The 22,977-nt window shown below is 59.8% G+C and carries 20 protein-coding genes and 3 pseudogenes; 8 read left to right on the top strand and 15 right to left on the bottom strand.

Features of this window, described 5'->3' with window-relative positions:
* Positions 1-317: 317 nt before the first annotated feature.
* Positions 318-677: pseudogene (locus C1D09_RS33655) on the top strand (Arm DNA-binding domain-containing protein); the annotation flags it as partial.
* 16 nt (positions 678-693) lie between these two features.
* A pseudogene (locus C1D09_RS04180) lies at positions 694-852 on the top strand (transposase); the annotation flags it as partial.
* 242 nt (positions 853-1,094) lie between these two features.
* Here the strand turns inward: C1D09_RS04180 and C1D09_RS04175 are convergent.
* The 5 genes from C1D09_RS04175 to C1D09_RS04155 form a co-directional block, all read right to left on the bottom strand.
* A complete protein-coding gene (locus C1D09_RS04175; RefSeq protein WP_143973129.1) occupies positions 1,095-1,499 on the bottom strand; it encodes a YybH family protein in 405 nt (134 codons plus the stop codon).
* A 138-nt stretch (positions 1,500-1,637) separates the two neighbouring features.
* Positions 1,638-2,426, bottom strand: a complete 789-nt coding sequence (attM, locus tag C1D09_RS04170) for an AttM family quorum-quenching N-acyl homoserine lactonase (RefSeq protein WP_143973128.1) — start codon at positions 2,424-2,426, stop codon at positions 1,638-1,640.
* 26 nt (positions 2,427-2,452) lie between these two features.
* Positions 2,453-3,955, bottom strand: a complete 1,503-nt coding sequence (locus tag C1D09_RS04165) for a sugar ABC transporter ATP-binding protein (RefSeq protein WP_143973127.1) — start codon at positions 3,953-3,955, stop codon at positions 2,453-2,455.
* Between the two features lie 9 nt (positions 3,956-3,964).
* The gene (locus C1D09_RS04160; RefSeq protein ID WP_246135650.1) at positions 3,965-4,999 is read right to left on the bottom strand and encodes an ABC transporter permease; all 1,035 of its coding nucleotides are present in this window, start codon (positions 4,997-4,999) and stop codon (positions 3,965-3,967) included.
* A 126-nt stretch (positions 5,000-5,125) separates the two neighbouring features.
* Positions 5,126-6,226, bottom strand: coding sequence for a sugar ABC transporter substrate-binding protein (locus tag C1D09_RS04155; RefSeq protein WP_143973126.1), 1,101 nt, complete (start codon positions 6,224-6,226; stop codon positions 5,126-5,128).
* 266 nt (positions 6,227-6,492) lie between these two features.
* On the opposite strand from C1D09_RS04155, the gene C1D09_RS04150 reads away from it, so the two are divergent.
* Both C1D09_RS04150 and C1D09_RS33650 read left to right on the top strand, forming a co-directional pair.
* Positions 6,493-7,221, top strand: a complete 729-nt coding sequence (locus C1D09_RS04150) for a FadR/GntR family transcriptional regulator (protein WP_143973125.1) — start codon at positions 6,493-6,495, stop codon at positions 7,219-7,221.
* A 449-nt stretch (positions 7,222-7,670) separates the two neighbouring features.
* Positions 7,671-7,823 (top strand): annotated as a pseudogene (locus C1D09_RS33650) (integrase); the annotation flags it as partial.
* A 215-nt stretch (positions 7,824-8,038) separates the two neighbouring features.
* Here C1D09_RS33650 and C1D09_RS04140 read toward each other — a convergent pair.
* Genes C1D09_RS04140 through C1D09_RS04120 form a run of 5 tightly spaced genes read right to left on the bottom strand, consistent with a single transcriptional unit; the run spans position 8,039 to position 13,325 of the window.
* Positions 8,039-8,854, bottom strand: coding sequence for an ABC transporter ATP-binding protein (locus C1D09_RS04140; protein WP_143973124.1), 816 nt, complete (start codon positions 8,852-8,854; stop codon positions 8,039-8,041).
* Positions 8,851-9,846, bottom strand: a complete 996-nt coding sequence (locus C1D09_RS04135; protein WP_143973123.1) for an ABC transporter ATP-binding protein — start codon at positions 9,844-9,846, stop codon at positions 8,851-8,853. Before C1D09_RS04135 ends, C1D09_RS04140 begins: the two co-directional genes overlap by 4 nt.
* On the bottom strand, positions 9,843-10,691 hold the full coding sequence (locus tag C1D09_RS04130) for an ABC transporter permease (protein WP_208760348.1): 849 nt from the start codon (positions 10,689-10,691) through the stop codon (positions 9,843-9,845). Before C1D09_RS04130 ends, C1D09_RS04135 begins: the two co-directional genes overlap by 4 nt.
* Positions 10,688-11,677, bottom strand: a complete 990-nt coding sequence (locus C1D09_RS04125) for an ABC transporter permease (protein WP_208760347.1) — start codon at positions 11,675-11,677, stop codon at positions 10,688-10,690. The genes C1D09_RS04130 and C1D09_RS04125 overlap by 4 nt, the downstream gene beginning before the upstream one ends.
* A gap of 16 nt (positions 11,678-11,693) precedes the next feature.
* Entirely contained in the window at positions 11,694-13,325 is a 1,632-nt protein-coding gene (locus C1D09_RS04120; RefSeq protein WP_167514484.1) for an ABC transporter substrate-binding protein, read from the bottom strand.
* Positions 13,326-13,538: 213 nt separating this feature from the next.
* Between C1D09_RS04120 and C1D09_RS04115 the strand changes: the two genes are divergently transcribed.
* Positions 13,539-15,659, top strand: coding sequence for an acetate--CoA ligase family protein (locus C1D09_RS04115; RefSeq protein WP_143973121.1), 2,121 nt, complete (start codon positions 13,539-13,541; stop codon positions 15,657-15,659).
* Here C1D09_RS04115 and C1D09_RS04110 read toward each other — a convergent pair.
* A complete protein-coding gene (locus C1D09_RS04110) occupies positions 15,642-16,256 on the bottom strand; it encodes a TetR/AcrR family transcriptional regulator (RefSeq protein WP_143973120.1) in 615 nt (204 codons plus the stop codon). The two genes, C1D09_RS04115 and C1D09_RS04110, sit on opposite strands and share 18 nt — an antisense overlap.
* 115 nt (positions 16,257-16,371) lie before the next feature.
* On the opposite strand from C1D09_RS04110, the gene C1D09_RS04105 reads away from it, so the two are divergent.
* Positions 16,372-16,830 (top strand): hotdog family protein, encoded by a 459-nt coding sequence (locus tag C1D09_RS04105; RefSeq protein ID WP_143973119.1) that lies wholly within the window; start codon positions 16,372-16,374, stop codon positions 16,828-16,830.
* Complete coding sequence (locus C1D09_RS04100) at positions 16,830-18,272, top strand: amidase (protein WP_208760346.1); 1,443 nt, start codon at positions 16,830-16,832, stop codon at positions 18,270-18,272. The genes C1D09_RS04105 and C1D09_RS04100 overlap by 1 nt, the downstream gene beginning before the upstream one ends.
* Before the next feature lie 17 nt (positions 18,273-18,289).
* Here the strand turns inward: C1D09_RS04100 and C1D09_RS04095 are convergent, their stop codons facing one another.
* The 3 genes from C1D09_RS04095 to C1D09_RS04085 all read right to left on the bottom strand — a co-directional run bounded on the left by C1D09_RS04095 (position 18,290) and on the right by C1D09_RS04085 (position 21,461).
* On the bottom strand, positions 18,290-18,664 hold the full coding sequence (locus tag C1D09_RS04095; protein WP_143973118.1) for a cupin domain-containing protein: 375 nt from the start codon (positions 18,662-18,664) through the stop codon (positions 18,290-18,292).
* Positions 18,661-20,532 carry an MOSC domain-containing protein gene (locus tag C1D09_RS04090; RefSeq protein ID WP_143973117.1) on the bottom strand — a complete coding sequence of 624 codons (1,872 nt, stop codon included), beginning with the start codon at positions 20,530-20,532 and terminating at the stop codon, positions 18,661-18,663. The genes C1D09_RS04095 and C1D09_RS04090 overlap by 4 nt, the downstream gene beginning before the upstream one ends.
* A gap of 98 nt (positions 20,533-20,630) precedes the next feature.
* Entirely contained in the window at positions 20,631-21,461 is an 831-nt protein-coding gene (locus C1D09_RS04085; protein ID WP_143973116.1) for a p-hydroxycinnamoyl CoA hydratase/lyase, read from the bottom strand.
* A 111-nt stretch (positions 21,462-21,572) separates the two neighbouring features.
* On the opposite strand from C1D09_RS04085, the gene C1D09_RS04080 reads away from it, so the two are divergent.
* Entirely contained in the window at positions 21,573-22,046 is a 474-nt protein-coding gene (locus tag C1D09_RS04080; protein WP_143973115.1) for a MarR family winged helix-turn-helix transcriptional regulator, read from the top strand.
* Positions 22,047-22,548: 502 nt separating this feature from the next.
* On the opposite strand, the gene C1D09_RS04075 is transcribed toward C1D09_RS04080, so the two are convergent.
* Positions 22,549-22,845 carry an FAD-binding oxidoreductase/lyase gene (locus C1D09_RS04075; protein ID WP_167514483.1) on the bottom strand — a complete coding sequence of 99 codons (297 nt, stop codon included), beginning with the start codon at positions 22,843-22,845 and terminating at the stop codon, positions 22,549-22,551.
* Positions 22,846-22,977 lie beyond the last annotated feature (132 nt).

Below are 22,977 nucleotides of genomic sequence, written 5' to 3'. Positions count from 1 at the left end.
GGTTTAAAACAATCGAGTGGGAATGATTCAGGCTCCTCCGAGCACCGCCGAAATCACGCCGTAGTGCGATCTAAGTCACTCAAACTAAAACTATTTTTGGCCACTGACATTCGGTGGCTATCGGCGCGCATAATTCGGCTTTGCCGTACCGCTCGACGGCCCTCCCTCGCATCGGCAAGTTGAATTTTCGACAGTACCGTCGAGATCCGTAGGGCTCGTGACGGTACTTTTTTCAGCTTAACTAGCTGGAAATGCAGAGAAATTGTCGCCGAAGGCACTCGAAAAACCAGTGACGGTACTTCTTAAAGGCAGCAGGGATGTTGACGGACGCTGCCCTCAAGGAATTGAAACCAAAAGAGAAAATCCGAAAAGTGGCGGACCGCGACAGGATGTATGTCCGATGCCAAGCGGTGCGATCTCTTTTCGCCTGGATTACAGACTGCATGGGCGTCGCGAGACCGCCTGTCTTGGCGGATACGGCCGAGACGGAATTTCTCTTGCTCAGGCGCGGCCTCGACGCTCGAAGGGAGGTCAGGGAGGGCCGCTCCCCAGCCATCGAAAAGCAGCGGAACAAACGCCGCCTGAAGGAGGCAAAGAGTTTCGGCTAGTTTGGCGAGAAGTGGCTGACCGGCGCGCCAATGGCGGACAGCACGCGCTCGATGCGGCGGCTCGCCTTCTTCGTCCGATGGCGCGCTTCGCCGAGCGACGGCCTTCCTACGCCACCTGGCTCCCGTCGGGAAGAAGCGCTGGGCGGTCTGCGCCAAGCCGCCCTTCGCCGGCCCGGAGGCGGTGCTCGCCTATCTGTCGTGCTATACCCACCGGGTCGCTATCTCGAACCGCCGCCTGATCGCCTTCTGGCCAGAAGCCGCATACTCGACCAGCCACCAGCACCCCATGCGGAGGTCCGCGACGGACGCTGGCACACCCCGAGACACAAATCCCCATAGCTCATCGCCTGCTGCCAGCGGGTTCCGGCATGAGAGGTTTTCGTACGCCTGACGGCACCCGAAACCCTTCAGCGGCTCGGTCGTGGAGATAAGATCTGGGCTTCACCAATAGCAGACGAAGGCGAGCCAACCGCGAGGCCGATTTCGCTAGCCACGGGAGGGTTTTTGTCCAGGGACGAGCTCTGAAAAATGGTGCAGAGCGATCTGCCACTCATTGCTTTTTGAGACAATAACGAAGGATGAGCGAACCACGTTTTTGATCACGGTCCCATCAAAGTTGTAGTTGAGGATGTTGCCAAAGCCTTGAGCTGCAAAGACGTCGGGCCCCATCGGGCGTGTATTCTGGTCGACCAGAGTGAGCTCAACTTTCTCCAGAATCAGGCGGTAGCTTCCAAAATATTCCTCGATCTCCGAACGCCCGACGTAGAGCCGGGGCAGCAGCCCGAAAAACACGGCGTCCTTGGTGTAGATGCGTGCCAGCGCCTTTGGATCCCAGGTCGCCGCCGCGGCATTCCAGCGCGTCTGGATATTGTCGAGGATCGTGTCGTGCATTTGGAAGCTGCTCCCAAGGGAACCGTTGGCGGCAATAGTGGTCGTTGCGCTCCGCGGCCACGCCGCGTTCGCTCGGTATGAATAATTTCGTAAGGGCCGCGACCGGCGATTAAGGCCGGTCGCGGAAGCCTGTGTCGGCTATTTGTAATACTCGGCTGGGGCCTTCTTGAATTTCTGCCAGGCCTCCATGTCGTGCCCTGGCACGACGATCGCGTTTTCCTTTTCGGCGATCCGGCGCAGGCGTCGCACCGAGGCGGCGGCTTCGCGGGCGGACGTCAGTGCGCCGGGCAGGCACTTCTCTTCCCAATGGTCCATGGTGTAGGCGGCATCGATGGCCAGCAGGATCGGGCCGGTTTCCGGCAGCCGCACCATGATCGACTGGTGACCAGGCGTGTGCCCCGGCGACAGGAAGGTCTGGACGCTGCCGTCGCCGAACACGTCATACTGGTCTTCGTCCTCCATGACGTCCCAGGTGATGCCGTCCTTGGTGAGGTCTTTCTTGATGTAACCCCCTTGCATGAACCAGTCGGCGGCAAAGGCCCAGTCGATCTCGCGCCGCTGCACCAGATGCCGTGCCTTCGGAAAGTTGCCACAGGCCCCGGAATGATCGAGGTGGAGGTGCGAATGCAGGACGAATTTGATGTCGTCCGGCTTCATGCCGATTTTGCTGAGCTGGTTCACGCAGCCCTCTTCTGGATCCATGATCGGATAGTATTTCTTCGTGGTGTCGCCCCACCAGCCTTCCGGGTCGCTGGCCGCTTCGACGGCGGTGCCGCCGTCAATCACGATGTTGCCCTTGGGGTGAACGATCAGGTACCAGGGAATGGGCGTGAAGAACTCAGCCTGGCTATAGCCGAGCTTGATGTCGACCTCTTTTTGCCGGATCTGCCCGGTCTGAAACATGTAGAGCCGAATGTCGGTGCTCATGGATCGTCCTCCTTCTGTTCGATTGATTATGCCGCGCGTCTCGATATCCCGCTCAGCGTCACGGCCAGCAATTCGTCGTAGCTCCAGTCCTTTTTCGGCGCTTCGGCGACTTTTACGCCGTCGTGGATGATCATGATCCGGTCGGCCATGGCGAGCGTCTCGCGAAGCGATGAAGAGACTAGCAGCACCGCCGCGCCGCCGCGCGCCAAGCCAAGGATGATGTCGTAGATTTCCTTGATCGCGCCGACGTCGACACCGTTGGTGGGCTCGACCACGATGTAGACAGCCGCGCCGGCGCTCATCCACTTGCCGATGACCAGCTTCTGCTGATTGCCGCCCGAGAAGAACCGCACCTGCGTGGACGAATTGGGCGGGCGGACCGCGAGCCGCTCCATCACCCCATCGGCATATTTTCGCATGGGACCCGGGCTGACCGTCAGCAGGCGTTGCAGCGAGTGCAGCACCGGTAGGCAGATGTTCTCAGCGACGGAGAGGGACGGGAATAGAGCCTGTTTGCGCCGATCTTCCGGGATGAGGGCGATTCCGGCGCTCCGGGCTTGAATCGGCGTTGCCAAGGCGACTGTCTTGCCACGCACCGAGGCGCTTCCAGAGTGGCGCGTGATGCCGCCAAGCGCGCGGGCGAGCTCTTCCATGCCGCCACCGACCGGCCCGGTGACACCGAGGACTTCGCCTGCGTGAACTTTGAAGCTCAGCGGCGCCAGCCGGGCCGTGGATATGGCGGTTACCTCGAGGGCAACGTCTGGGAGGACGCTTTCGCCATTGTTGAAGGTGCTCAGCTCCGAGCGATTGCGATCGACCATGAGCCCGGTAACACGATCCTCGGTAACCTCGCCTCTGTTCAGGGTGCCGGAGACTAGGCCGCCGCGCAGGATCGTGGCACGGTCGCAGATTTCCTGTACCTCGCGCAGCCGGTGGGAGATGTACACAATTGCGATCCCTTGGGTCTTGAAGCCCTCGATGATCCGGAAGAGCACCTCCGACTCTGCTGCTGACAGTCGCGCGGTCGGTTCGTCGAGAACAATGAGTTTGTAGCGCCGGTGGAACAGGGTTGCCAGGGTGACGAGCTGCATCTCGGCCGCCGAGAGGTCGCCGGCGGGCCGCCTTACGTCAAGGTCGATTCCCATCTTGGCCAGGATACGAGCCGCTTCGTCGTGAATGGCTCGGTCATTCAGAGCAACGCGCCCTGGCTCGTTGCCCAGCAGGATGTTCTGGCCGACGGTGAAGCTCGAGACCAGTTCCGCATCCTGGTACACGGCACCCAGACCCAGCCGGTGGGCTTCTGGTGGGCTCGAAATCTTGACCGGGACGCCTTCGAGCCGGATTTCCCCGGCGCTGGGGCTGTACACCCCCGTCAGTATCTTGATGAGCGTCGACTTGCCGGCGCCGTTCTCGCCGAGCAGGCCGTGCACCTCGCCGCTGGCGAAGCTCAGGCTGACACCTTTTAGGGCCTTGGTGCCGGCAAATTCCTTTTCGAGGTTTCTCAGTTCGACGAGGGGTGCTTCAGACATGACCATCTCTCAGATGAACTTGAGATGGACTTCTTCACGGTTGAGCAGCGCGTTGGCGCCAACCGCGACGATGAGGACTAAGCCCTGGAAGATGTGCCGGGCTGCAAAGGGGAAGCCGACCATGTTCATCCCCGAGTCCACCATGTAAAGGAAGAACACGCCAACCAAGGTGCCGAGAACATGGGGTTTTCCCTTCCCGAGCACGGTCGCGCCAAGGAACACGGCGGCGAACGCTTCGAGCAGGTAACCTTCGCCGCCGACGGGCTGAGCCGATGATGAGATCGAGGTGACGATAATTCCGGCGATCCCCGACATGAAGGCCGAGAGGACGAAGGCCAGGATCACCCAGCGGTAGACATTGATGCCCGAGTAAAAGGCCGCCATGGGGTTGTCGCCGACAGCGGCGATATAGTGTCCGATGCGCGTGCGCGTCGCGGCAATGAGGGCCAGGGCGAATATGACGAGCAGGATGATAACGGGCACGCCAATGGTTCCGAGCTTCCCCTGACCGAGATACAGGAAGGCGGTTTCGCCATAGTCGATGGGTACCTGGTAGCCGCCGGTAATGAAGACATTGATGCCGTCCAGCACAAACATTACGCCCAGCGTGACCACGATGCCCGACAACCGTCCGTAGGTGACGAGGACACCGTTCACCAGCCCGATGACGCAGGCTGCGGCGAGGGCAATCACTATGGCGAGCCAAGGCCCGACGACCGGCATCAGGAAGGCCACCAGGATTGACGATGTCGTCACCGTGAGGCCGATGGACAAATCGAAGCTGCCCGCCATCACGACCCAGGTCAGGCCCATCGAGACCAGGGCGCTGACAATCATCGAAAACAGGACATTGTTCAGGTTTGAGACGGTCGCGAAGTACGGCGAGGCGAGAGCAAACCCAAGGCCCGCAAGCACGATGACGACAATCGTTCCCCAGCGCCGCAAAAACCGCATGGCGGCAGATTCTTTGCGTCCGGAGGACACGGCGGTCCTGGCCACGTTTTGCGCGACCGCAGGGGAGGTTTGGTGGTCAACTTGCGTCACTTGTCCGTTCCCGTCATTCGGATGAAGTTTAAGCCAATCCGACAAGCGCCGGATTCCACTCCGATCTGTTTGCTGCCTGCTAAAGACGGCGGGCGGCGGTTACTCGGTTGCCGCCCGCCAAATGTATCAGCCGCCAAACTGCTTGAGCAGTGCAATCGCCTGTTCGTCCCAGCTCTTAAGCTCGGCCAGCGCCGCTTCCGCCTGGTCCGGGGTCTTGGTGATCACTGGAATACGATAGACGATGTTGGGCACTTCCTCGCCGCGTGCCAGCTTGACTGCGAGTTCGCCCGTCTTGCGGCCGATTTCGGGGAACGGGGAGTCGCAACTGAAGACGACAGGCACCTGTTTGGCCGCCCAGGCCTCGAGGAACTGCGTCGACAGATAGTGGTTGAAGAGCGGCACGTCGTCACGGCCCATCTGCTTCAGCGCCTGGCCTGCGCCGAGCGTGAACGGCCACCACCAGGAAATGAAGCCGGCGAGCGACTTGGGTTCGGGGTGCGCCTGCAAAAGCGAGAGCATGTTCTTGCGGCCGACCGAAATCTCGTCGGTGGTCCCTTGGCCGCCGTCAATGAAGGGAAGGACCTTCATGCGCGGCTCGTACTTGCACATGAGTTCGAACATGTCGACTTCCATGTCGAACGGCGTGAAATAGCCGCGCTGCTCCGCGGTCTGGGCGAAAGTGCCCTGGCGGCCGGTGTAATTCTGCACGAAGTATCCGAGCGTGGTCGCGGTCCCCCACACGTCATCCATGACCGCTGGGGAATCCTTTACGGGGATGGTAAAGCCAACCGTTTTGATGCCTCGCTTGTGCGCCTCGTCGGCGATATAGGCGGTTTCCGATTCCTGAGAGTAGATGCCCATGACCAAGGCATCGATACCGCGGTCGAGCAGCGCGCGTTCGGCCGACTGCTCGCTCGCCTTGGTCGGCTCACCGCGGACACTCACGACCTCGCCACCAGCATCGAGCACGGCCTTGACGATCTGCCAGCAACCACGGCGCCACGGCTGATTGAACGGGCCGTAGGTCAGAGGCACGCCGATCCGCACTTTTTTGCCCGGCTTCGGCGGCGTCACATCCTCCGCGCTGGCCGTGGTAATGCCTGCAAGTGCAGCGCCACCGAGCGCACCGCCAATCCCCTTGAGAAGGGACCTGCGGCTGAAGTCGGTGTATTCCGCAGCCTCTTGAGCAAGTCTGGCAATCCTCTTGCCGTCATCGAAAATGTTCATGTGTGTTCCTCCCACTACGCGGAATCGCGATCTGCAGGGCACGGGAACCCGCCCCTTCAAGAAGGCACACGAAGTCCCCTTCGCCGCTGGCGTCACCCAGCTTCGAACCAGCGGCTCCGCAGTCTTCTGGCTTAGCTAATAACCATGTTGCTTGGTTGCCTGACAAGTGGAATCTGCTATCCTGTGGAAAATTCGCTTTCCGCCGCCCGTGAGGTGACTTGCATGGGTCTGCTGTCCGTGGTCGGAGAGGCTGATTGGAGAATGAAATGGTGGTCGACGACAGGGTAAGACGCGCGCCGTCGCTGGTGGACGTTGTCGCGGGGCGTATCCGCGAGGACATCACGTCAGGAATGTATGCCATCGGCGATAAGTTACCGACCGAACGTGACCTTTCGGAAAAGTACGGAGTAAGCCGGCCGATCGTGCGTGAGGCTATCGGTACTCTAAAACGCGATGGGTTGGTGGCCACGCGACAGGGGCTCGGTGCGTTCGTCATCGAAACCAAGGAGATCGCCTTTCGGCTGGCCGGAATCGATCTCACCGACGCCATTGATATTCGCAACGTCATTGAGCTGTTGATGGCTGTGGAGTCCGCAGCCACGGCTCTTGCTGCCGAGAGGCGATCGGCCGAGCAACTGGCAGCGATCGAGAGGCAACTTCACTCAATCCAGCAAGCCTTCGACAACGGTGAAGCAGGAATCGAGGAAGATTTGGCTTTTCATCGCGAGATTGTTGATGCCTCGGGCAATCCGCATTTCCGAGAGATGTCTGATTTTCTCGAATCGCACGTCCGCAACTTTATCCGCAAGGCGCGCGCCAGCTCGCTGCGCAATGCACTGCTTGCAGACGTTCAAAGAGAGCATGTCGCGATTTTCAACGCGATCGCGGAAGGCAGCCCGCAAGAGGCTCGCAGGGCGGCGGAAGAGCATCTGCGGGGCGCCGCAAATCGTCTGGCGCTGCTGCTGAGCGCCGGCCCAGCAGCTAGGCAAGTCTAAACATTGGCGGACCGTTGGAAATGACACCGGTCAGTATGTTGCCGGCCTCTGCCCCTCCCACGCCCGGTCACGAACACCGGCCATGTGATTACTTGTGGCTACAACGATGTGCTTAACTTCAAGACCTGATCCTTCAGATGGGCAGTGACGCCGAGCCTCGGCTGTGGAAGGCAGGCTCTCTTGCGAGCCACCGCGGTCGAGACATCGTCAGATGGATCGAAGCGGCGCATGAGGGGCGTGAACAATGACGCTTCCTCATCCGTAATTACGATTTCGGCAGCCAAAAATGACCTCTGCAGAGGCTTCAGATCGTAAATGCCACCCGGCAGCCGCGCGCCCTTAATGCCCGATTTTCGGCTTGCGTTGCGGCATCTATGCGCTCAATTCCGCAGCGCTACCCACCGCCATGCTGTCTTTCCTGACCGAAGCCCAACCGATCGACGCCGCACCTGCGCATGGCGGCTGACAGCATCGCTGGCTACATACAAGGCCTGCTCGATGGCGTCGCCTTCCATCTCATCGCCTACGCGTTAGATCGATATTCCAGGAAGGCGACGCATTTCCCAGGCAAGCCCACACAGGGCGGAAGGGCTATGAAATGACAGGGCTTGTTCCTACGACGCGTCTGCACCGCATCGCGAACGCCAGGTGTCAAATCTGATTCTCCGAAAGTGGACGTCGCCCAAGTCGCGAGACAGTTCAGGTCAGGGCTGTGTCGGCACTTGTCGAGTGGGTCGTGCCACGGCCGCCAACGTCACCGATTTGGTTGCCTCTCTGCGAGCCTGCGTACTGAGAACCGCGCCACGTGGTTCCCGCTCTATTGATGCACTTGCGTTCGCTTGCTCGGTCGCCATCCTGGACGCGGCACAGCGGCTAAAAGGCTCTTGGTGTACGGTTCTTGTGGCGCATTCAGGACCAGCTGGGTCGGCCCCATCTCCACAAGCTTGCCGAACTGCATGACGAGACATTGATCGCAGACCTGGCGCACAACGGCGAGATCATGTGAGACAAAGAGATAACTGATGCCGAGCGCCTGGCGCAGGTCGCTCAACAAGTTGAGAACCTGAGCTTGCACGCTAACATCCAGAGCCGAAACACATTCGTCGAGTACAATAAGCCGAGGCTCCAACGCTATTGCCTTGGCGATGGCAAATCGTTGACGCTGCCCGCCGGACAGACTGCGAGGGGTACGCTCACGGAATTCCTGCGACAGTCCGACCTGTTCCAACAATTCATCAACTCTGCGTCGACGCCAGGCGCGGTCTCCCGGGTAGTGTAAATTGAGGATTTCCTCCAGGCTCGAGCCAAGTCGTTGGATTGGATCTAATGATCCAAATGGATCCTGAAAAACCATCTGGATCTCGCGGGCGCGCGCAATACGATCGACGAGGCGGCGAGGCGGCGCCAGTGGCTTTCCGTCGAATGTCACGGATCCTGAGGTCGCCGGTTGAAGTCCAGCGATGATGCGGGCCAAGGTGGTTTTGCCCGACCCCGATTCACCGACGACCGCCAGTGAACTCCCGCGCGCCAGGTCGAAGCTCAAATCCTCGAGAGCAACGAGCTCTTCCAAGCCGTCGGCGCCCTTCACCTGGAAGGCCTTGCGAAGGTTCCTTACCTCGAGCAGCCCGGTCATTGTGACGCCGCTACGCTGATCGCTGGAGCCAGGTCGGCCGCAAAGTGGCAGGCAACGGATCGGTCCTTTTCTTGCCTCGCGAGGGGTCGCTCGACAGAACACCGGGCGGCCGCAAAACTGCAACGCGATGCAAAGACGCAACCGTTGCCGGCCTCGAAAGCCGAAATCGGTCTTCCGGGCACCGTCTGCAGTCTGCGAACTTCGGTCAGACTCGGCCGCGAAGCCATAAGTGCCGCAGTGTAAGGATGTTTAGGCGCGGTCGAAATCTCATGCGAGGGGCCAACCTCAACGATCGAGCCCGCATACATGATAGCAAGCCTGTCCGTCACAGCGGCGGCAAGGTCGAGGTCATGTGTGATGAAAAGCATGCCAAGACGATTGCTTTGCCTGAGTTCGCTCAGGATCGCCATCACTTCCGACTGCACGGTGACATCGAGAGCGGTTGAAATCTCATCGGCTAAAATGAAGGCTGGGGAAGGCATCAGGGCTGAAACGATCATCACTCTTTGCAGCAACCCTCCGGATAATTGATGCGGATATTGCTGGATACGCTGGGATCCGTTGCTGATACCGACCTGCGCAAGCAGTGCGATGGCGCGATCCGTGGCCTCGGCTCGCAACATCTGACGGTTTGCCACCACCGCCTCGACAAGAAAGTCGCCGATCGTCCACAACGGATTGATATGCGCCCTTGGGTCCTGGAAGATCACACCCAGGTCGCGGCTGCGATAAAGGGCAAGCGTTCTGCGATCGAAATCGGCAATCTCCTGCCCTCGATATCTTACCGAGCCGCTCCTTTGCGCCCCATCCGGCAGCAAGTGCATGATAGCGCGGGTGGTCATCGATTTGCCCGAGCCAGATTCACCCACGAGCCCGACAGCCTCACCTTCCTCGATGCACAGGTTGAGGTCGTTGATCACGGGGACGCGTTTGCGAAATCCAGATCGAGGCAGGTCAATCCGCAGGTTCTCAATTTCGATCGCGTTGGTCATGCTCGGCCATACCTGTCGCTGATGCGTTCCCCCAGCACGTTGAACACGATCACTGTGATGATGATCATGAGACCCGCCGACATGCTGAGCTGGTAACTACCCTCGAGCAGCTCTGAGCGTCCTTCGGCCACCATCAAGCCCCATTCCGCCTGCGGCGGTTGAATGCCCAGGCCAAGGAAGGAAATCGCCCCAAAATCCATCAGGGCGGCGCCGAACGTGATGGTGGCTTGAGCAAGAATGATCGAGCCGATATTCGGCGCGATGTGACGAAGGTTAATCCGCCAGGACGAGAAGCCAGCAATCTGGCACGCGTCGACATAAGCCCGCCTGCGTTCACGAAGCGCGGCGCTTCGGATAACCCGCGCTATGAATGGCACGTAGACCACGGTAAGGGCGATTACTGGTGGCCAAAATCCGGCGCCCATCAAGGCCGAAAGTATGACCGCAATCAGCAGTCCCGGGATCGCGAATACGATGTTGAGCGCGCTCATCATAATCGAATCCAGAATGCCTCCACGCCATGCGCATGCCAGGGCGATGCTCACGCCAAAAAGTGTGCTCAGAGCCACGATCAGCGAGGCGCCTGCTATGGACAAGCGCGCCCCGACCAGAAGTCTCGAAAGAATATCGCGGCCGAGCGCGTCGGTGCCCAACCAATGCGCCCCGCTCGGTCCGAGGCCTGCCGAAAGAATGTCAGCATCCTCCGGCGAATAGGGCGCCAGATAGGGGCCGACGATCGCGATCAGGAATATCGTCAGGCAAATCGCGGCAAGCAACAGAACAAGAGGATCCGCCGATCCCGACCGGGGTGCCTGCCGGTCGGCGGGCGAGATGAACGCCGTCATGAATCACTCGCCTTCCGATGAGGATCGACAATGTTGTGGAGGAGCGCGATTAAAGTGTTCATCACCACGAACACCGCGACGATGAGCACTGAAATGGCTACCACCACGTCGTAATCCTTGGCGCTGACGCTCTTGACGACCAGTGACCCGACGCCATCGATGGCGAACGCTGTCTCCACGACTACCGCGCCCGCCACCAGGCCAGCGACCGAAAGCCCCGAGGCCGTGATGATCGGGGCTGCCGCGTTCCGCAAAATGTGCTTGCGGAAGATCAGCGCCGGTGGCAGACCACGGGCGCGCGCGGTCATGACGTGCTCGCGCCCTTCCTCTTCACGCACGGCCGCTGCTGATATCTGGGCTACATAGGCCGTCCAGCCGATGGCGAGCGAGATTGCCGGAAGCGTGAGATGCCAGATCCGGTCGAGAAAGCCGGCACCCGCACCGAAGGTCGGAAACCAGCCAAGATAGACGGCGAATATGCTGACCAGCACCAGCGCTGCGACGTAGCCGGGAAGCGCGATGCCGAAACCGATCAGAGCACTAACGTACGGCCGCAACCGTCGCGACACGCCGCCGACCGAACCGAGGGAGATCCCGACGGCCAGGATGATCAACGCGCTGTATGCGACAAGGTAGATGGTGGTGGCGATCCGGGGCATCAGGATATTTGCCACCGGCTGACGAAACGTTGTCGATATGCCGAAATTTCCGGTCAGCGCTCCTGTAAGCCAATGCCAGTAACGGACAAGCAGCGGCAGGTTCAGGCCAAGCTCACGCGCCAATTCGGCGCGTTGTTCGGGACTTGATCGGCTGCCAAGGATCTGCGCGACGGGGTCGCCCGGGGCGAAGGTGAGCGCAACATAGATGACAAAGGACGTGACCAGAATGATGGCGCAGGGTCCCCCGATCCATCGTGCGACACCGCCAGTCGTAGCCCGCATGACTCTCCCTTTCCCGCGGCGCCCAGAAAAATTCGTCGTAGCCATCGAGTGCCTTCGTCCGCTACTGGGCCGAGCCCACAAATGCGAGAGCAGGCATGGATAGATAGCCGAATGAAGTGACCGCGCCAGCAAGCCGCTTGTTGAGGAATGTGACCGTACGCTGGCTCACGATTGGGATCGTGCCGGATTGCTTTTCATAGATGTCCTGCATCTGGACGAACATCTTGGCTCTTTCCTTCGGGTCGAAGTTCTGGCGCGATTCATTGATAAGCCGCGTTACCTCCGGATCGTCGAAACCGGAAAGATTGTAGAAGCCGCCAGGCAGGTAGACGAACCCGGTCGGCTCCAGCGGGTCCTGGGCGGCATTGAAATTCGTGCCAAGAACGAAATCGATCCCTGTGCGCTTGGCGGCATCATACTGCGCTTCGCTGAATTCTAGTGGTTGCATCTGCTTGATCGTTACGTTGACGCCGACCTTTTTTGCCTGCTGCTGGATAAGCTGAGCGACCCGCACCGTGGTCTCCTCGCCAGCGGAGATCGCAAGAACGATCGGCTCACCCTGATAGGTTGATTCCTTTACCAGGGACTGCGCCCGCGCGACGTCGAAAGCGCGAGACTTTTCGAACTCCGGGTACGCCGCAGCGTAAATCTCTCTAGCATCGTTCTGCCATGTCGCCGGCGCCAGGGCGGTGTATTGCGCCACGGCAGCGTCCTTGTAGACAACCTTGGCGATCGCGTCGCGATCAATGAGGGACTGGAAGGCCTCGCGAAGCTTCAGGTCAGCCAAGGGGCCAGATGGGCTAGCTACCTGCAACTGGATCGACTGCATGGACGGACCGTAGAAAAGTCTCCCTGCATTGATGCCCTGCAGTGCCGGGATTGCAGAGGGGCTGACCTCGTAGGACCCGTCGATCTCGCCGGCTTTCATGGCTTGCACGTAGGCGGCCGTATCGGTGACGAAGGTGAAAGTCACCTTCTTGGCAAGGGGAATGCGCTGCTTGTTCCAATAGGCGTCGTTTCGCGTGATGACGATGCTGTCTCCGGCTTTCCAGCCGTCCAGCTTGAAAGGCCCGCTGCACATCAGGCCGCCGGTCGCCGTGCCCAGGGATTTACCTGCCGCATCAACATAGCTTTTCTTCATGATCATGCCGGCAAACGTCGCCATCTCGGCATTGAACATCTCGCCCGGCTTGGAGAAAGAGACCGTCACCTCGTCTGGAGCTGTGACATCGATCGATGAAACGTTCTGGAACAGAAAGCTGACGATCTGGGCGGGTTCGGCCGCCCGCTTCAAGCTGAAAGCTACGTCTTCCGCCGTCACAGGAGACCCGTCCCAGAATTTGACGTCTGTTCTTATCTTGTAGACGATCTTGTTTGGGTTAACGACTTTGAACGTCGCAATGTTGCCCGATAGATTGTAATTCTCATCTATGGTGACGAGAGCATCGCAAAGATTACTCACGACACCGGCCCCTGACAGCGTTGGCGCGTTGGGCGGATCGAGCGTCGACGGTTCGCCGAAAGGAAGATTCCAAACGATACTGTCTACGGCGCTCGAGGCGGCGGGAGCCCGGGAAACGATCTCCGGCTCCGCGGCATTGGCGGAATTTGTCGAATAGTGGGCTGCCAGTGCAGCAGCGCAGCAAGATATTGCTCCAGCCAGAAGGCTGACCTTCCCATTGATGGCAGGCATTCCGTTCACCCTGTAGTGGTTTTTATATAAAACACATACTACACTCGATCGAGAAAAAGCAAGCTGATCGTCAATTTTCGTCATCGTATTGATATTCTTTTATAATTAGGCATTTCCTCACTTGCAGACGGTGCCAAGAAGGCTCTTTTATCGCTATTGCCACGGCAATTTAGCTGTGTTTTATAACGACTGCTATTTTAAAGGGAGACCGAAATGCAGGGCCATCGCGCTCGTCAGATCAAGGCCTTGCTTGCGCCAGCGACCATTGCGGTATTCGGCGCCTCCTCGCGCAGGAGCGATGCTACGGGCAATGAAGTGATCCGCTACATCCGCAAGACCGGCTACGAATGCTCGCTGCATACGGTCAACCCGGCCGGTGGGGTCGTTGAGGGGATCGAGGCGGTGTCCACGCCCTACAGCCTGCCGCCGATCGAGCTTGCTGTCGTTGCACTTTCCTCGGCCGCGGCCGCCGATACGGTCGAGGCGCTTGAGGCAACGGGGTGCCTGTCGGTCATCGTGATGAGCGTTGGTATGACCGAGGCGGATATAGCCAGGCTGCGCGATGTCCACGCACGAGGCTCCACCTATGTGCACGGGCCCAATTGCATGGGACTTATCAACGTCTCCAACGGGCTGCACGCCTGGGCCAACGAGGATAACCTGGCTGGTTTGCCTAAAGGCAACGTGTCGATCATCTCCCAGTCCGGATCCGGTGCCATCTTCGTCGCCCGATCAATGACCGGAGTTGGTTTCGCCAAAATTGTTTCGACAGGAAATGAGGCGGGAGCCACGACCGCCGACTATATCTCGATTCTTGCCGCCGACCCGGACACTTGCGCGATCGGCGCAATCATCGAGTCCATCACGGATGGTGAAGCCTTTGCCAAGTCGGTGCGCCAGGCCAAAGCCGCGGGCAAGTCGCTGGTCGTTCTCAAGGTCGGCCGAAGCGAGAGCGGTGCTGCGGCGGCAGCCGCCCATACGGGCGCGCTTCTGTCGAGCGATGCCGCCTATGTGTCGCTTTTCGAGAGCCTGGGTGTCCCGCTTGTCGCCGACTATGATGAGTTGGCTGGCTCGCTTGAGATCATGGCCGCGCATCCGCCGCAGGCACTCAAGTCGACGGGCATCGGTGTCCTTACCATTTCAGGCGGCCAGGCAGCACTGTGCGCGGACCTTGCCCATGATCTTGGCGTTGCGTTGCCCTCCTTCTCAGCTACGACGCGCGCCGAGCTCGCAAGGCTGTTGCCGTCCAACCCTCTCAACAATCCGCTCGACGTCGCTGCTGGCCCAGAGGGCGACCGCGATATTTTCCGGCAGGTCCTGGAAGTTGTCTCACGCGATCCCGAAGTTGGAATCGTGATGCCCATTCTGGATCTGCAGGCAACACTCACCGAAACCGAGATTGCATTTGAAGAGGGATATTTTGGCCAGTCACTTGCAGCGGCGAGCGCGGTGCCGGTCGTTATCGCGTCAAGCTCATCTGTGTCCATCCAGCCCGAGCGTATCTCTCAGGCTGCCGGGGTGCCGCTTGTGCGAGGTATTCGCAATGCATTGGTGGGCATCCGGTCGGCGGTCGCCCACCATGCACCGGAGGATATTGCGCGGCCGTCCGACCTTCCTGATGCCGGGGCGGTTGCCTCGTTGAAAGGGCGCCTCGGCACGGGAGGCGGCGCAGCGGCTACGGAAGTACTCGGCGAGCTTCTGACCGCCTACCGCCTGCCTTTCGTCGAAAGCGCGACATTCCGCGACCTCGGCGAAGCGACGGCCTGGGCCGAAGGGATTGGCTTTCCCGTCGTTCTGAAGGTGTCATCGCCCGACGTTCAGCATCGCTCGGACGTCGGTGGTGTCGTGACAAGAATTGAGGATGCTGCAAGCATGGGAAAGGCATGGCGCAACATTACGGCGAGCGTTGCGAGCCATCTTCCCGATGCCCGATTGACGGGGATGGAGGTTCAAAAGCAACTCGACGGTCAGATCGAGTCCTTCGCCGGTTTTGTGACCGACCCTCGCCTTGGGGCAACCATGGCGGTTGGGCTAGGCGGGGTCCTGATCGAGTTGGTGAAGGACGTCGCCAGAATGTCCGCGCCGGTGAACCCGAGCGTTGCAGCACGCAAGATCAGATCGAGCAAGTTGGGAGCGCTGATGGCGGGGCATCGCAACCTCTATCCGCAGACCTCGCTCGAACCGCTCGCGGATCTCGTCTGTCGGCTTTCGTGGATGGCCACTGATCTTGGTGATGCGATCATGGAAATGGACCTCAACCCTGTGATGATCGAGCCAGGCTCAGGCCGCGTAAGGCTAGTCGACGCGCTGGTCATTTCACGTGCCGAGCGCTGAGGTGCCCCGTTGAGAGCGGCCCGCATCATGCAGAGGAAGGGCGTTGATCGCGGTATCGACGACTGCAAGCTGCCGGGCGGTGGTCCAAAGATCCGGGTGCTCGACGGACGAAAGGGTGATGCCGTTCGTGCAGGCACGCAGGAAATCGACCGCGGCCGGAATATCCTTTGGGTCCATGAGCGGACCGAGATGCGCCGCGATAAGTTCGCGAATTCGCCGATCCATGGCTTCGAAGAAATGATCGATCGATTTGTCGCCGCGCATGCTGTTCAAGGCGATTCTGCTTGCCTCCCGGCCCCGGTCGCGCTCGTCGGTCGGGATCAACCATGTCAGGAACTTTCGCAGCGTCGGCAGCGGCGGCAAGCCACGCTCCAACTCCGCCAACTCGCTGTCGTAGCAGGCGATATAGTCGTCGACGATTGCTTCGAAAAGACCCGCTCGATTGGCGAAGAAGTGCGTGACGAGCGTGATTGATCCATTCAGTTCCTCCGCCAGGCTGCGAAGTGTCAGGGCGGATGGGCCGCCGCGCGCCAAAATCCGGATAGCGGCATCCGTGATCTCGGCGCGTCTTTTCGTTGAATCCACAATGCGCGGCATTTCGGCCCAATCCCGTTCAAAAGGCGATGTTGTCTTTTATATAGCAATTGCTACAAATAAAATCCATTGAAATCGGTGAAAGGGGTCCCGAACAGTGCAAGACGGATTTCAGAACATGCTTTCAGTTTCCGTGAAATGGGAAAGTATCCAAGAGCTGGTGGGGAGGTCGTTCGTCAGCGATTGGCTCATGGTGGCTCCCGACCGGCTTCGCTGGTTCGATCTCGCAGCCTACATCGACGACAACGAAAACAGCATGTCCTCAGCCCTCTATCCTAAGGGCATGATTGAAGGTTTTCATCTGCTTTCGCTGCTCGACCACCTCGTTAACCAGGCCCTGGTTGTGGAAGACCCGGACTGGTCCGGCTGGAACTACGGGTTCGATTCCGTTCGCTTCGTAAGCATGGTGACGACGGACGACCATATCCGCGTCCGGGGGAATGTCGTTTCCATAGAGCCACGCGGCAAGCGTCACCTCATAACCATCAATTGCAGCATAGAGGTCAAAGGCCGCGAGAAGCCGGCGATGGTCGCGGTCTGGAAAGTCATGTGGACGCTGGCGTCGGAGGAGGTTTGATGTCCGAGATAACCTGGATGGGCGGATATGAACTGGCGGCGATCATTCGATCGCGGCGCATCTCACCCGTTGACGCCGTCGAAGCGGTACTGGAGCAACTGGAAGCCGTCGAGCCCTCGATCAACGCGTTTGTGACAGTGACCGCGGAGGCGGCAAGAGCTCAGGCGAAAGTGGCTGAAGCCGAGCTGATGTCGCGAGCCGGGGAGGATTTGCCGGCGCTGTTCGGCGTTCCGATTACCGTAAAGGACCTGACCGACACTGCGGGCGTCAGAACGACTTACGGTTCTCGCAGTTTCGCCGATCACGTGCCGACCAGTGACGGGTTGAACTGGGCGAGACTGAAGGCTGCAGGCGCCATCTTGATCGGCAAGACCACAACGCCCGAGTTTGGTGGGCTTGGCGTGACCGACAGCCCTCTCACCGGCATCACGAATAATCCGTGGCGCGTTACCCATACGGCAGGCGGCTCAAGTGGCGGCGCCGCCGCATCGCTCGCCGCCGGCGTGGCGGCTCTTGCCTGGGGGTCTGATGGTGGGGGATCCATTCGGATCCCCGCCGCTTGCTGCGGCGTCGTTGGCCTGAAGGCCTCGCGCGGCCGCTTTCCGGTAGGCCATGCCTGGGAGAGTGTCTCTACTGAAGGGCCATTGACGCGAAACGTCCTCGACAGCGCGCTCTTGCTCTCCGTTGCCGCCGGGCCAGATCCAAGCGATCCCCTCAGCCTGCCGGCGACCTGTGAGGATTTCGTGCGTGCAGTCCTGAACGATCCCGTGCTGACGGGGAAGCGGATAGCGTTTGCTCCTGCGCCAGCCGGTGCCAATGTGGACCACGAGGTTGCCGCCATCGTCCGCATGGCGGTCCAAGCCATTGCTGACGGTGACAGAGCGCATGTTGAGGAAGTTGCCCTGGACGTCCCCGATCCTGTGCGCTATTTCGAGGACTACTGGCCACCTGGCTTCGTCTTCATGGGAAAAGACGGCGCGAAAGACGACGCAGCCACCGGCGAAGATATCGCCGACCACCCAATCACAAAGGCGTTCGCCGCTCGCGGCCGTCAGCTTTCCGCCGCGCAATATTATCACACGGCAACTGCGGTGCGTGGCGAAATAACGGCCGCGTTCAACAAGGTCTTCGAAAACAATGACCTGATCTTTACGCCGACAATGCCGCTTGCCGCATTCCCACATCCGGATCGGCTGGTAGGCGGGCCAACCAGCATCAACGGCATTCCGGTCGCCAGTCCCGCTATCGACTTCCATCGATTTACGGAGTCTCCAAGTCACGCCGGACTGCCGGCCATCAGCATTCCTTGCGGCTTTTCAAAACAGGGTTTGCCAGTTGGTCTTCAGATCATTGGGCCGTTGTTCGCGGACGCTGCGGTGCTAAGCGCCGCAGCCGCGGTAGAGCGCATCTTGCCTTGGTCGAACAGACGCCCGCCTCTGTGAGGGACTGGTTGGCCAATTCAAGGCGACTGATGCTCTGCCGCTCCGGCCTTTCCAAGGAGGTGGTAGACTTTGCGCAGGGTTTGGGAAGTGCGCCAAACGGTCTTCTCTCCTCCTGCAAAAAAGCCGACCACGCCTGGCATCAGACGCAGTGTCTCACCGCTGGGAAGATCTACTTCGGCGGCTCCCTCGACGACCACGAACAGCTCGGCCTGCTCGACGTCGGTTACGGTGCCTTCGGTGATTTGCCAAATTCCAACTGACTGGGATCCGTCGGGCGAAGTCCACAACGTCTTGCCCGAGACCGACGGATTTCCTGCAAGGACGGTTTTGGGATCAAGGTGCTGGGGCGAAAGCGTGGCTTCGCCGGCCACCAATGCAAATGCGCCTATCATAGGTCGATCTCCATCGCGCTCGTTGGGCATGTGGTGCAGGCGAGCACCACGCCATTCTTCTTCTCAGTGTCGGAAAGCGCCTCGCGGTCGGGGTCCGAACAACTTGACGACAGGGTCCAGGTGCCTGAAATCACCCGAACGCGGCAGCTGCCGCAAAGGCCCGCCTCGCAACCGGTGTCCAGGGCCATGCCCGTTGAACGCACCGCGTCGAGAGTTGTCTGGGATCCCTGAATCTGGGCGGCCGTCTGCGAACGCGCAAAGTTGAGCTGGAAGGTCTCATCCTCGGCCCCGTCGAGTTCACGCGTCGGCTCGCGTGCGGTAGCGTCACCGCCGAAACTCTCAATGAGTAGGTTGTGCGGCTCAAACCCTTCGATGCTTGTGAGGGCCGCTCTGATTGACTTTATGTAGGAAGGCGGCCCGCAGGCGTAGACGGCCCTGTCGTGCACATCCGGGCAAAGGTCGAGGATAGCTGTGCGATCGAGACGCCCCTGGCCCTGGCGGGTGAACCGACGCACCAGTCGCAGTCGCGCCGCCAATTGTTTCTCAAGCAATGCGAGATCTTGCGCGGCGATCAACTCTTCCTCGGTCGGAAAGCTGAGGTCGCATGCCACATCAAAAGGCACTGCACTGTCGGCAATCCATGTCAGCATGGACAGGAATGGTGTTATGCCGCTGCCAGCACCAAGCATCAGTATCTTGGCCGCCGGCCGGGCCATCAAGTGGAAGCGGCCGTTGGGCAGGTCAGCTGATATTTGATCGCCGACCCGCAACTTCTCATGCAATGCTGTCGATACAAGCCCATCGCGCTTGACCGTAATGCTGAGGAAGGATGGGCGGCTCGGACTGGAAGAAAGCGTGTAGCGCCGGTGCGCGATGGACGAGCCGACATTGAAGCCGATGCGGATATGTTGCCCCGCCTCATAGGGCGGTGTTGAGCCGTCGTCCGTCACGAAGCGGAACGTCTTAACCGCAGACGTCTCATCAATGACGCTCACGCATTTCAGGCGTAATTGATTGAAAGGGCGAATACCGAGAGCCAGGGGCTTCTTGCCTGGGACGAACCGAGGCCTGGGGCGGCGCGCAAGTACGGTTACCTCGTCACCAACATTGACCCGGCCTCCATATCGCGGACGCAGTAGCTGACCGAAATACACTTCGCCGTTTTCGCCACGCCGATAGGACGCCAAGGTCGAGAGCGGCTCGGGCGAGCCGCGTTGCAATGGCTCTGAGGGATCGATCGAGACCATGCTGCATCGCTCGCAAGGTCCAATGGCATCAAACTCTAGGTCTCCGATGCGGACTGCCTCCCATTCGTCCTCGGCGAATGGACCAAACCCGGACACAACCAAATTCGGGCGGAATCGGTCCATCGAGATCGGTATCGAGGCTCTTGCCGCGACATCGGCGAGGGATTCCTCGCTGGCGAGGAGGACGGGTTCGGCATCGCTGAAGTTGATGGCACGCTGATCTGCGGGGCTGTCGATGACGACCCGGGCCTGCATTTGGACCACGGAACTGATCCACGCGTCGGCTCGCTCGCCCGCGAATCTTGCATCGACTTCGCGGCCCCAGATGCTGATCTTGGCTGCTGCATAAAAGCTTTCCGCAAACTGCACGGCCAGTGGCGTACGACCGGGTGCCAGGAGCACGACACCGTCTTCCTCGATCCACGCGTCGATCGACAGCAGTTGCGGGTGTTGCCGCGCCGTAAGCATCTGCCCATTCTTGTCGACGACCATCAATCGACGGTCGTGGGCAAGGCCGCGGCTGCTTATCGCAGTAGTCTTCAGGTGTCGGACAGATCCCGATTTCAGCGGGTGAACGCGGATTTCCCTCAAGCTCGGGCGTAAGGTCGGCCGTGTTGGCATTACAGACTCGCACAAGCGTCAATCGTGCCAGGACGATGTCCGAGATGCGGTTCTCGGCTCCGCCGGTTTGAACAACTGGAGTCCGTGGAGGCCAAGGCTCAGCGTGCCTCGCGATTCTTGTCATAGGCGGCCAGGCCCGGCTTGAAACTCTTTTCGTCGATGAACTGGCGGATGCCTTCCTTTCGCCCTTCACTGTCGAAGGAGTTGGCTGCCTCCTGTGCGCGAACGAGATAGTCTTCAGCGTCGTCGTAGCTCATGACACCGACCCGGCGCACGGCATCCTTGGTCGCCTTCAGCGCCACTGGGTTCTTCTTGAGTAGGTTAGCGGCGACCTGGGTCACCCTATCCTTGAGTTCCGCAAGCGGAACGCTCTCGTTGACCAGTCCCCACTCGGCGGCAGTCCTACCGTCAATCGGTTCACCGAGCATGGCATGGTACATTGCCTTGCGGAACGGCATCAGCTCCACCGCGACTTTGGTTGCCCCGCCGCCAGGTAGAATACCCCAGTTGATCTCCGAAAGGCCGAAACTTGCCTCGTCAGCCGCGAAGGCGAGATCGCAGGCGAACAATGGTCCGTATCCGCCGCCGAAGCACCAGCCATTCACCATCGCGATGGTCGGCTTTTGGTACCAGCGCAGCCTGCGCCACCAGCCATAACTTTCGCGCTGCGATCGGCGAATGCCCTTTAGGCCCTCTTTTTCCGTCTCGCGGAAGTATTCCTTCAAGTCCATGCCGGCGGTCCATGCAGATCCCTCACCAGTCAGGACAAGCGCGCCGACATCGGCGCGAAATTCCAGTTCGTCGAGCGTTTCGAGCATAGCGCGATTGAGCCTGGGACTCATCGCGTTGCGCTTCTCGGGGCGATTGAAACTCACCCAAGCAATTCCGTCGGCTACCTCGTAGACAACGGTACCCACATCATTGGCCATGGTTCCATTCTCCTCCAGACAGGTGTTTCGAGATAGCTATATTGCATAGCGATTGACCGCTATATCTCATAGCGGTATGCTAAAAGCAAGCAGAAGGAGTGTGATCGGGGCATGTCCAACCGAAAAACGAACATCCTGGCCGAGATGCGAGTGTCCAAATTGGAGCATCTTATCGGCTACCATCTTCGCCGTGCTTCGCTTCTCGATCTTCAGGGGGTCGCCGCGGCGCTCGAGACGGTGAATACCCGCATCGTGCCGATGAGCGTGCTTGCCGTCATGGTCGAGTATCCTGGGACCACATCTGCACAGATTTGCCGGATACTAGGAATGCAAAGGGCAAATATCGTTTCGATCCTGGCTGAGCTTGAAGCCCGCGGTCTTTTTTTTCGCGAAGTAGACTCGTCGGATCAGCGCGTTCAACGCCTCTTCCCCACCCAGCGCGGCGCGGAAGAGAGCAGCCGATGGCTGAATCTGCTGGCTGAACATGAGCGGCATATGTTTGGGCGGCTGAGCGATCGAGAGCAGGCCGAATTGCGCCGCCTGCTGTCGAAGCTCTGGCAGGAAGACGAACCGAGGCCGGTCTAGCTTCGGCTTGCAGGTGGCCGCGACCTGTACCAGTTGAGCGTTTTCGGCTCGCCCCGACCGTGGCAATGCAGCCTTCAGCGTTTGGGTTGCCTGCACAGTAGCCGCGCCAATCCGGGCCGGCCAGGTCATCATTTTGATCCCGATCACCGCCCGCAGGCTCGTCTAGCCGGCAGTTCCTCTCCTAAAAAGTCAATGAAGGAGCGTACCACCGGCACCGGTTCCTGGAGGGGAACACGGTCGATGCACTGGCTCTTTGGCTATCCGACAATCCGGGCGCTGGGGCTGCTTGTGAGTCTGAGGTCAAGAAACGCTCGCCCAATCTGGCGACAAACTCAAATCGTCAAGCCCTCGCACGGGCATCCCAGGCGAGCAGGCGAATGCCACCGTCGTTCCCGGATCGGCATTCGGCCTTTCGTCTTATTTCTGCATCTCGTATGCGACTGGCGTTGTGGAACTGGAAGAAACCCCCGTGCGCATCCGCAACGCACGCCAGAACCCCTCCTTAAATCTCTGCCGTATCAGAGTCGCCCGCGGCGAAGGCAGCGGGCTGGCTCTCGTCGTCGGCAATCAGGGAGCTGACGAACTCGGTGGTCTTCGGAGCAGAGGCCACGCCGATATGGCCGTGTCCGAACGCGCGTATGATCTTATCGCAGTTATTCGACCTGGCGATCACCGGACGGCCGTCCGGTATGGATGGACGATGGCCCATCCTGCGACTGATCAGCGACGGAGCAATGTCGGCGGGATTAGCTGGATAGATCCGCTTCAAGTGACGGCGATTGATGCCAAAAGAGCTCATTGCGGGTTCAGGGCGCCAAGCTTCGTTTCACTTTTCTGTGATCGATCAGGACAGGGTTTTGCTCCGGAAGCGCCGAGCGTCTCAGCTGCGGTGCAGGTTGTACTCTATCCGGCTGTTTTCAATGGGGAATTC

This window comes from Mesorhizobium intechi (assembly GCF_002879535.1).
Taxonomy (GTDB): domain Bacteria; phylum Pseudomonadota; class Alphaproteobacteria; order Rhizobiales; family Rhizobiaceae; genus Mesorhizobium; species Mesorhizobium intechi.
Note: the sequence above shows the minus strand (reverse complement) of the source record. Positions and strands in the feature narration are given on the sequence as shown.